The following is a 9,859-nucleotide window of genomic DNA, read 5'->3' as shown; positions in this document are numbered from 1 at the left end:
TGAGACGCAATGTGCGGAGCTGCGCGGCAAGCCCTAAATCGACACTGCCGAACTCACTCCACAGAACGCACTGGTCGGGCCCCACGGCCGGGTCCGGATCAATTCTGACTTTCGGCCGACCATCCGTTCCATCGAACGCCACGAATTCATGCCTTAGTGCATCAGCATTCACAGGAGAGACGTGAAGGCATACTTCTGCGCTGCCATATCTTTGCTCGACGGCGTGACGAACGGTCCTTACCAACATCTCACCCGGATCAAAGGAGCCCAACAAATCGGTCAATATCTCAATCACGAGCTGTGGCAACTCCTGTTGCAGAACGGCTTTTCGCCGGGCCACATCGTAAGCAGCTCGGGCGATCAGCTGTGCCATTTCGTCCGAGCCTGACCTAAGACCTTCGCGATGGCCGCGCTCCCGCTCCTGCTGATAGGCTTTCCTTGCCCAACTGCGAACCTGCCGCAGATATCGCTCGGCTAGCGCGTGCGTCTGCACCGCATCGTACCAGATACCAAGTTCCGCGGCTGGTATGAGCGGACCAAGCGGCCGTATCCGCGGGCAATCTGGCAAGACTGTTTCATCGGCCGTCATGCCGCTGGCTCCTCCGTGGCCAAATGGGCCACCACCAAAGACAGTAACTGACCTGCTGAATTGTGGTGTTCGGCTGCTGGGGATTCGGCGGTGGTTCCCACAGGTAAACGGAAAAGAACGCGCACACGGTCAAGCTCTGATGCGTCCTTGAGCCAAGCACCAAGGCAGGCACACCCGTCATGTTCAATCTGGCTCGCCAGCTTCTGCGGATCGTCAATCGATGTGGTTGCGACGGCGCTGGATACGTGTCGGATTGCGAAAGCATGAGCTTCCGCACCAATATTTTTGACCAGAATCGCTACATCATGCTTTGACACAAGCTTGAGCACCGAACGGGCATGCCAGATACTGCCGGCGAGCAGGGCCGCCCGACGCGGATCATGCCCGAGCAGAACGTCCCTACCCCAGTCGGTTCCGTTCGAGACCAGCTCACTGCCCAGCAGCAATTCGACCAGTCTTTGCTGCAGTCTCGGAGTCTTCTGCAACTGCAGCACTGTGGCGGCCGACAGGAGCCCATCAAGATGGCTGGCAAACCGGTCGGGATGAATCAAAGCGGCAAGCTCGCGCAGGCGATCGGAATGCGGGTTGAGTGAATGATTTGGGTCAGTGGATGCCATCGATACGGACCTGCTTGCCGCCTATTTCGGATCTGAGGACAGTTTTTTGCCGGCGGACTGGACCGCTGGCTTGCTGGCACCTCTGCCGAGATTTGTCACTTTGCGCCAGGATTGACGAAGCTGTCGCCCACGTGTGCTCAGCAGCACGTAAGATAGAATGCCCAACGCGGCGAGCGCACCTCCTGCACCGATCGCAATGTGGGTTGCGATGAACTTGGTTGGTTCGGCGGAAGCTGCCGCTGGCACAACGGAGACCTCATGCTGAGCCCGCTCAACCGGCACGAACACGACCGCCACCTTGTCGTACGATAGACCTTCGATGCTGTTGGCGACGAGCATCTTGATCTGCGGCAGCAAGGCTGAGAGCTTCGCGTTGGAGGCGTGTCGAATGAAAACCGACGCCGAGGACGGGGTTGCATCCTGTCGCAAAAGATCATTCTTCGGCAGAACGACATGAACACGGGCGGAGAGAACCCCATCGATATCGTTGATCGTGCGCGACAATTCTTCACTGAGAGCATAGACGTAGCGGGCTCGCTCCTCAACCGGAGAGGCAACGAGGCCCGCCCCCTTGAACACCTCACCAAGGCTCTTGAAGGATTGGCGCGGCAAGCCCTGGTCATTCAGCAGCTCGATTGAGTAGGCGAGCTGCTTTTCTTCCACCTGAATTGTGCTGGTCCCATCCTTACCGACGACACGGATGGCATCGACGCCCTTGCTCAGGAGCAGCCCAAGCATCTCGTTGGCTTCACGCTCCTGAACTTTGGTATACAGATCAGCTTTGCAACCGGCGAGGGTCAGCAAAAGCAGCAACAGGAAGAGAGCATGAAGCCGCTTTCTTGCGGGCCGGCCATTACCGATCTTGTCTTTCGTCAAGACAGCCAACGGCCCGCTCAGCCCGCCGATAGAAGCTTGTTCAGAGATGAACTGACAGCACCTGTCCCCTTGGAGAGGAGCGAAACCTGGATGACGCCGTTGTAAACATCCCGCAGATTCGCCAGCGCCGAGTCGAAATGATCCGCATCTTCAGGTTTGCCCGCTGGATGTACCTCGACTTGCTGCACACGCAAGACCGGTTGCGCGGCCGGCCCAAGCTGGAGACTCTTGGTAGGATCAGGCTCGCCGACGAGCGTCGGCGAAACTGCGCCCGACGGAAGTGGTTTGCCCTGGTGAATAGCAGAAATGCTCTGAAGGACGCGATCGCCCAGCGGGCTCGCCGGCGTGACTGCGCGCTGCGCTTCCGGCAGCGATGGAGCTGGCGCGCGCTCAGGCACAGAAGAGGCGACACCTTGGTTCGAGGCCGCCTGCGCAAGGCTCTCGTCAAACTTGGCGAGTGCCGGCGAACAGCCGTTGGAGGCACACTCGACGGAGTTGGCAGAGATCGACGTAACGCCAAACAACATGGAGGAAATCATTTCAGTCACGTGGTGAGATGAGCCGTTCGTTCACACGAATGGGCCGCACCTTAGAGAAGCAAGCTGACCAAAAACTGACGAGCATCTGTCATCTAATGATCACGGCTAGCTTCCAATTTGGGACGAAGCATCGGCTTCCAAATTGGGACGAATTTCGGTGCTTGTTCTCAGGTGTAAAAATAGCAGGAATGCTCATCTTATCCACAAGGCTGCACATCTTGAAGAAAGTTCTCTATGCTGGTGCTTTCATTTGCTTGGGCGTCGTCGAGGCGCTCGGCGCTCCCCTGGCGCTGCCATCGACGCCTTATAGTTACACAGTTCTGGATCAGGACCTCGCGGCCGCACTGCAGGAATTCGGCAACAACCTAAATATCAGAGTCAATGTCAGCACCGGCGTGAAGGGGCGGATTCGCGGGCGAATGCCGGATCTCCCACCGCGAGAGTTCCTCGAACGGTTGATCAATCTCTATAATCTTCAATGGTACTACGATGGGCTGGTGCTCTACGTATCCGATGCGCATGAGGCGCAAAGCCGTCTTTTGGTCTTGAGTCCAATCAGCTTTGATGCGTTCAAGGCGGCACTCGATGCGCTCAACATCTCCGATGAGCGTTACATCGTGAGACCCGTACCGGGAGATGGCCTCGTCTTCGCCTCTGGTCCACCCCGCTTTGTCGCGCTTGTGGAGCAAACAATAAAAGGACTCGCGGCGGAGGCACAGGCACGGCGAAACTCGAGCGGTGCCGAAAAGCCGCCGCACGAGTCGGTTTTGATGCTATTTCGGGGATCCTCCAGCGTGGTCATTCGCGAAGGACGACCGAATGACGCTCCTTCGCCGGAGGCACCACATCAAGACGGCGTGGTCCACACACCCGATGCAGGTAAGAAATGACGTGATGACAACAGATGGCCTAGGAAGAGATGCAATGCGTCTGCTTATGCCCTCTGTCAGCTTTTCGAAAGCTACTGCTGCCATTGTCAGATCGCGGATGTGTGGATGGCCGATGCCGCAGGGTGGCGCAATCAACGTCCAGGCCGGAGCCACGGATGCGAATCAAAATTCCGGCCAGCAGCATCGGTGAGTGCGTTGCCACTTTAGCGCCTCATGCGAGCTTTTGAACAACACCACGAAGTCCGTCATGCAAATGAGCTTCGTCGCACAAGAATGAAAGCCACTCCGTTGTCCAAAAGGAGGAGCAGGATGGACTTCAACGCGCTAAGCCCGGCGGACAACAGCCCAGCGTCCCACTCGTGCTCGTCGCCCGCCGGTCTAAGGGAGTTTGAGCGTGAACTAATGGCATTGCATGAAATACCCGAATACAGCCAGGACCTAATTTGGCAGGAACTCGGAGCCAGATCATCGCGTGTCGAGCCATCATTGAGCGGCGGCGAGCGGTCCAATTCCCAACAGCCGATCGCTCAACACCGCGCGGACGCCTCCGATTTCGGCAACGACCTTGTTTGGCAAGATCTTGAGCCTTGGCTCATGCGGGGCGGGTCACCTCACGCTGGACCGTCTCAAGCTGGGCCCACGTTGCCCGCAGGGGTTGCTCCGCCGGAAATTGGAGATTTCGCCATGGCGAGCGGTCGTCGCGCCAAGGACGACTGGGTCTTTACTGGCCAAACAGCTACGCCCGCTCAGATCGAAATGCTGAGAAGCCGCGATCTCATACCTACCAGGGGTGTCCGGACAACAACGTTCACCATCCTGGGTGTGCCTCACACGGCGGAATGGCGAGAAGAAGGTTTTATTCGTCTCAAACCGTCGCTGGACCCTTCCCTTTGGCCTGTAGGTTCGAGCGAACACTCGCCAAGCGGCTAAGCATGATGACATGAAGAATGCCAAGCGCAGCTGAGCTTCGATCTGCTCGGGGCAATACGGTCCGCAGCATCTACGCAAGCGCCAACACTCTCGTTGGGCGCAGGCGCGAGGTCGCTACGCGTGGGTGATTTCACCATAAGATGCTGCGGAGACCTGCGACGTTGTTGCACGAATCAGCGCACGTGACCATCCGCAGAGCGGCAGACTCGGCTTCGTTAATTCGACCGAGTTGGCCCGGAGGCGAGCGATCGAGCATAACAAGCAAGCCGATTCCGATATCGAGAACCCATCACGGCCTCTCACACCATCATTGCGCGTCCCGTTGTGAAACCTCTGAGCGCCGTCAGCTTTTGGAAAGCTAATCGAACCTACCATATGGCGTGAATATCTAGACGGCGATGTGCCTATAGATTGTAGCGGAACTGAGCGCTGGGGGCGCACTGAGCAATCGGAAGCAAGTGGTAGGAGCCATCGAAGCCTATCGACATTTCTTGCTCGTTGTTCGTCGCGATTCTCGGGCTGCGCCACATGACCGGCTTGTGGTGCGATCTCAAATCAGAGGACGTATAATGTCAGTCAACAACCTATCGCTAACCGCCAGCTCGACTTTGTCCGGCCTCGCCCCCGGACCCTCATCGGCGCGGGATCTTTCAAACTTCGAGGCGATGCTGGCTAGTTTCTCGTTGAAAGACAATGCCGATGACCATTCCACACCACAGCATCCGGCGGCTGCAGACTCAGCCAAGCAGCTGACGGAGGAACTCACGCAGGAGGTGCGGAACATCCTCCCGCCGGAGATCAAGGCCGCACTGGACGCATGTCAGCAGGCCCCAGAGCCATCCTCCGCGGAGTCCTCCTCCGCTGCGAGCGCCCCGAAGATTGCAGAGGCACCCGTACAAAGCTCTAGGATCACGTGGAACAGCGGCACGCTGACTGATGCCGAGCTGCAGATTGTGTCGGTGCTGAACCGACACAAAGATAAATGCCCGCTGGATTGGAAATCTCTTGGAGATTTGGCCAACGATCCCTCCACACCGCCGGATCTAAAGGCGGCGATCGAGGCCTTGCAACAGGACCCAGAGCTCTTCTATGCGATAGGCTCGCAAGGTGACGGCCGCTGCGGCGGGAAGATCAAAGCAGGTGATCTCTCCGGCTTCTCCGATCACCACCCTCAGGTTGCTGCTTTCCAGGAGCAGCGGGCAAAGAGCTATACGCAAAACTATATCCCTTCCGACGGCACCCGGAATGGCGGTCCATCGGTTATGACCCAGACCGATGCATTGCGCGAGCTCTATCGCTATGCCGACAACCTGCCTAAGAACCTGAGCCTTGCGGATTTCAAGCGGATCGTCGACGGCGAAGCTAAAACCGGCAAATGCCCGCCACAGGTCCTCGCGGCCGCTCAATACTTCCTCGACCACCCGGATGAATGGAAGCAGTTGTACGGTGGCTCGATAGACAAGGTCCACAAAGAGGACTTCCTGCAGGTTGCTTCATCATCGATGAATCTCACGCAAGCCGAGCTCGATACGCTCAATACGATCAGCAGGAACCAAAACGCTTTCTTCGGGAAGGGTGACCTGACCCGGGAAAAGCTGGCGAGCATGGTCGATGATAAGAGCCTCGCGCCCGAGGTGCGAAAGGCGGCCTCCCAGTTGCTCTCCGATCCTGTGTTGTTTGGGTTGATGAACAACGCGATTACGGGCTACAAAACCCACCACAAGTTCTTCGACTTCGGCGGCGGCCATACGGTCGATTCCGGCAACATCAGCAACAGCGACTTCAACCAGTTCTTCAACAACATGTCGGGTGCGAACCGCACCGTTCACCAAGTGAAGACGCATGCCGTCCGAACGCCTGCCGAGCAGGACGCGGTCGCGGACATGACGATGGGCATGGCAGACCAGCCCGACATCAAGTCTCCCAAAAAGAACGGTGGTGCCTTCATGCACGCACTTGATGACGTGCTCAAAGTTGGCTCTAAGGTAATCGACTGGGCCGCGACAGCAGTCGGTGTACTTGGCTTCATTCCAGGCTTGGGTGAATTGGCCGATCTGGCGTCAATGGTGCTCGAAGCCGAGGCGCAAGCTGCAAATCTTCTTCACACTGCCATCAGTGGCGGCAACATAAAGCAAGCGCTGGAAGAAGCCGGGCTGAGCCTTGCGGCACAGGCGGTGGGCTGCATCGCCGGACCTGAGGTCAAATTAGCAATGCGAGAAGGCTTGGTGAAGCAGGCAATTCAAGAAGCCGCGACGGCCGGCATCAACCTGCCGGTCTCGGTGGCCCAGTCCTACGCGGAGGATTATCTGAATAACCTGAAGGCTCGCATCGAGTCCGAGCGCTTGCAAGCTGCAGGCGCTAACGCCTAGCCGGAGCGACGCTATCTTCTCAGGATCACGCTGGAAACGCTAATCGAGCTAGCGCGGCCTCCGCGCGGTTGGGCCTCTCTGCCGAGCAGTAGGTCGCGCAAGCTCTACCAGCATACTTGAGACCGCCCCGAATCCGAGGAACTTATTTCGGCTCTTCACTGCGTACAAACTATGTTGGCCGCACTCGATTGCCCGAATCCGACCTCAAGCCCAGTCTGCCGCTGTGAAGTTCCATCGACTGCATACCCCGCCTGTCAAGAGCGCGATGCATTAACACTACGCGACAGACCGGCAGCCGCGGAGCCTGCCGGTTGCGCGAGATCGAGAGCACATTGGTCCAGAGCGGTAGAAGTCGAAGGGCTCTTTTGGGTCGCGATTGACGGATCTGCTATGGGCCCGCCAGGACCGAGGGACGGCTCTTGGCCGCTGAATCGGCCGTCACTCTAGTTTTCCGCCTCGCTCCCGACCAGGTCAAGCTCCATGCCGCTTCGCCTGACCGCAAGCAAATTGTCGAAAGAGCTCGGAGGCATCGCAAGGGACGTGAGCCCGAGATTGCAGCACGTCGGCCCTCAAAACGCTTTTATTAGTGGTGGCTTTGATATTTCGCCTATTGAAGCTTTCGAAACGATGAGCAACGTGCTCACCCGGTCAAGCTCCACAAACGATTGTTTGTCTTAACGATCTGATCTCCAGCTTTCGCGAGCAACTTGTTCAAATACGGTCGGCAGGTGAAGACGTTTAATGATGATCGACCAGCGGCTCATTGCATTTTCTACGACTCGTCAGCTTGTCGAAAGCTAATACTTGCATAGTGGAGGGCGGAAACTGCCTCCATTGGCACGATTGAATTGACATAGGAGAACCCGATGCGCGTTACGAGTTCTAGCGCCGCTGGGCACGTTGATGCTGACCTGCATGCGGCTGGCGGCAAAAACGGCGGCAAAAAAGAATCTCACAAGCCTGGCGAGCGCGACGATCATGCCCGATCGCCTGATGCAAACATTCCCGTAAACGGCGGCGCGTCCACTCCGGGCGGCAACTCGCAAGAAGCCGCTATGCAGCAAGCGTTCAGCGTCGCCCTGGGAGCCGTTGCTCTCCAATTTGCGAATAGTGCAATGAGCCATTTCGACGACGTCATGGCCGAGACAGAGGAGGATTCCTGACGCCGCATGTTGCGACGTTAGGAAATAGGAGCCGCAGGTCGCGGCGCAATTCGAGCACACAGGAGAATAGTATGACTAAAAATGTTGGTGCGTCTCATACCTCGACTGCAGGTGGGGCAGCCGGCACCGCTACTGCTGCAGCCGCTTCCACGGCTGCTGAAGCTGCTGGAGAGGCGGCATTCCAACGGCAAATCGCCGCTCTGACTTTGACCAGCACAAAAGCTGCTGAGAGGGATGTGGAACTTCGCGTCGTCTCGACCGAGCTCTCGACCGTCAAGAAAGCGGCCGATGAGCGGGTGCAGTAAGGGATGAGATGGGGCGACGTCGCCGCCCCACTTTCCCCGGCTGCTTAGTCTGTGAAGTCGCAACGGGCCGTACGGTTTTGCCGTACGGTTCCGTTCGCTGTTCAGGAAACCGACCGTGAACGAACCAAATTGCCCGCATTTCGAAGTGTTGTCGGGCTGTTACTCCGGGCTGACAAGTAAAGTGGGGGTCGGATCGTGTCTGATTGGCAGCAGCCTCGATGCTGACTTAATCTTCGTCGAACAAGGCCTCGAACCGCACCATCTTCGTGTCACCCCCCATTCCAATTCAATCGAGATCGAGGCCCTTGCGAGGGACGTTAGGATCGAGGGGCACGAGACTGTTTTACCGAACGAGTCCATTGTTGTCCCTCTTCCTGTCGTTTTGCATGCCGGGGCGATGTCCATTCGCTGGACGATCGAGGACTACAAACAAGCTGGCTCCATCGACCGCCGGCGTATATCGCTCGCCTTTCTCGCTTTGGTCCTGATTAGCTCTGCCGCGGCTGGCGCAGTCTCATCCAGTTTTGTCCAGACCGACACCACTGTGGCGTCAAGTCCGTCGTCCCCTGCTACGGACATTGCACCCAAGCTGGCGCTCACCGCTCCTGATGCTCTGGCCACCGATGCAGCTGCCGAGAGGCTGCAAGAGGAAATTGACAGAGCGGGCCTTGTCGGCATCAAGGTCGGTTCTGGGGCGGGCGTTGTCACCGCCGACGGCACCGTGACGCCCGCCTCGCTCGCCACATGGCGAGACGTCCAGCAGCGGTTTGATCACAATAGCAATGGCGCTTATACGCTCGTCAATGCGGTGGCTATCAAGAATGAGAAGACGCCTCCCGCAATTGGGGTCCAAGCTGTTTGGCGCGGGAGCGCCCCCTATATTGTCATTGCTGGTCAAAAGTATTTCGTCGGCGCGCTCTTGAGCAATGGATGGACCGTCTACGGGATCGAGGAAGGGCGTGTTCTGCTGAGCCGGGATGGCCGGCTTGCCACTCTATCCTATTAGCGTTTTAGGCCGTAGGTAAGGAAGCAAAGTGCCATGACTAGGCTGCCCCCGAATCCCGTCGAGCCCGGCACCTCTTTTCAGGAGCCAAACGTTGATCATCATGCATCTGCCATTACGCCGGTCAATTCTCGAGCCAAGTCCATCGGGATTGACCGGACGCGTGGCAATGATGACAAGAGCCACACCTCGATTTCTCGTCATAGTGACGTGCTGGATCGGTTGGTGGACGCCACGATCGAGAGCGCGCTCGAGCTCAGTTCGATCGATGCAGTTTCGCGCATCAATTTCGACGAGGCGCGCGCCCCGCCAGGTCAGATCGAGCCAGGCTCGGATCTCGCTTGGCTTAATGAGCCAAATCTCGCGCACAGTCTGCTCTCCTTCGTGACGCCGCGCTTACGTCATTCGCATGTTCTGCGTCCTGAGCAACACGGCCTTCTTCTGGAGCGTTTGGCTGATACGCTATCAGCCGCGCCAGAGGATTTGGTGCCACGTGAAGGAGCCGCCCTTCTGCAACTGGAACTGCAACGTTTAATCCTGCTCCGGCAGAGTCACAACGGCTTGATCAAAGGCTAGCG

General features: G+C 57.7%; 10 protein-coding genes. 6 read left to right on the top strand and 4 right to left on the bottom strand.

Annotation, left to right across the window (positions count from 1 at the left end):
- The 4 genes from sctL to CWO91_RS03290 form a co-directional block, all read right to left on the bottom strand.
- On the bottom strand, window positions 1-589 hold a 589-nt coding region (gene sctL / locus CWO91_RS03305; protein WP_130212204.1), incomplete at its 3' end, for a type III secretion system stator protein SctL.
- Window positions 586-1,206 (bottom strand): nodulation protein NolU, encoded by a 621-nt coding sequence (locus tag CWO91_RS03300; RefSeq protein ID WP_130212203.1) that lies wholly within the window; start codon window positions 1,204-1,206, stop codon window positions 586-588. The genes sctL and CWO91_RS03300, both read right to left, overlap by 4 nt.
- 21 nt (window positions 1,207-1,227) lie before the next feature.
- Window positions 1,228-2,082, bottom strand: coding sequence for a type III secretion system inner membrane ring lipoprotein SctJ (sctJ, locus tag CWO91_RS03295; protein ID WP_245471109.1), 855 nt, complete (start codon window positions 2,080-2,082; stop codon window positions 1,228-1,230).
- A gap of 17 nt (window positions 2,083-2,099) precedes the next feature.
- A complete protein-coding gene (locus tag CWO91_RS03290) occupies window positions 2,100-2,621 on the bottom strand; it encodes a nodulation protein NolB (RefSeq protein ID WP_130212202.1) in 522 nt (173 codons plus the stop codon).
- A 188-nt stretch (window positions 2,622-2,809) separates the two neighbouring features.
- Between CWO91_RS03290 and CWO91_RS03285 the strand changes: the two genes are divergently transcribed.
- From CWO91_RS03285 to CWO91_RS03260, 6 genes are all read left to right on the top strand, one after another.
- Complete coding sequence (locus tag CWO91_RS03285) at window positions 2,810-3,511, top strand: secretin N-terminal domain-containing protein (RefSeq protein ID WP_130212221.1); 702 nt, start codon at window positions 2,810-2,812, stop codon at window positions 3,509-3,511.
- Window positions 3,512-5,010: 1,499 nt separating this feature from the next.
- Window positions 5,011-6,810, top strand: coding sequence for an HrpF/NolX family T3SS translocon protein (locus CWO91_RS03280; RefSeq protein WP_433995544.1), 1,800 nt, complete (start codon window positions 5,011-5,013; stop codon window positions 6,808-6,810).
- 866 nt (window positions 6,811-7,676) lie between these two features.
- Complete coding sequence (locus CWO91_RS03275) at window positions 7,677-7,973, top strand: hypothetical protein (RefSeq protein WP_130212201.1); 297 nt, start codon at window positions 7,677-7,679, stop codon at window positions 7,971-7,973.
- Between the two features lie 71 nt (window positions 7,974-8,044).
- Window positions 8,045-8,278, top strand: coding sequence for a nodulation protein NopA (locus CWO91_RS03270; protein ID WP_084674877.1), 234 nt, complete (start codon window positions 8,045-8,047; stop codon window positions 8,276-8,278).
- A 115-nt stretch (window positions 8,279-8,393) separates the two neighbouring features.
- The gene (locus CWO91_RS03265; RefSeq protein WP_130212200.1) at window positions 8,394-9,284 is read left to right on the top strand and encodes a SctD/MshK family protein; all 891 of its coding nucleotides are present in this window, start codon (window positions 8,394-8,396) and stop codon (window positions 9,282-9,284) included.
- 33 nt (window positions 9,285-9,317) lie between these two features.
- On the top strand, window positions 9,318-9,857 hold the full coding sequence (locus CWO91_RS03260; RefSeq protein ID WP_130212199.1) for a hypothetical protein: 540 nt from the start codon (window positions 9,318-9,320) through the stop codon (window positions 9,855-9,857).
- The last annotated feature ends 2 nt before the right edge of the window (window positions 9,858-9,859 follow it).

The organism is Bradyrhizobium genosp. SA-3, assembly GCF_004212635.1.
Lineage (GTDB): Bacteria > Pseudomonadota > Alphaproteobacteria > Rhizobiales > Xanthobacteraceae > Bradyrhizobium.
This window is presented reverse-complemented; position numbering and strand designations above follow the sequence as displayed.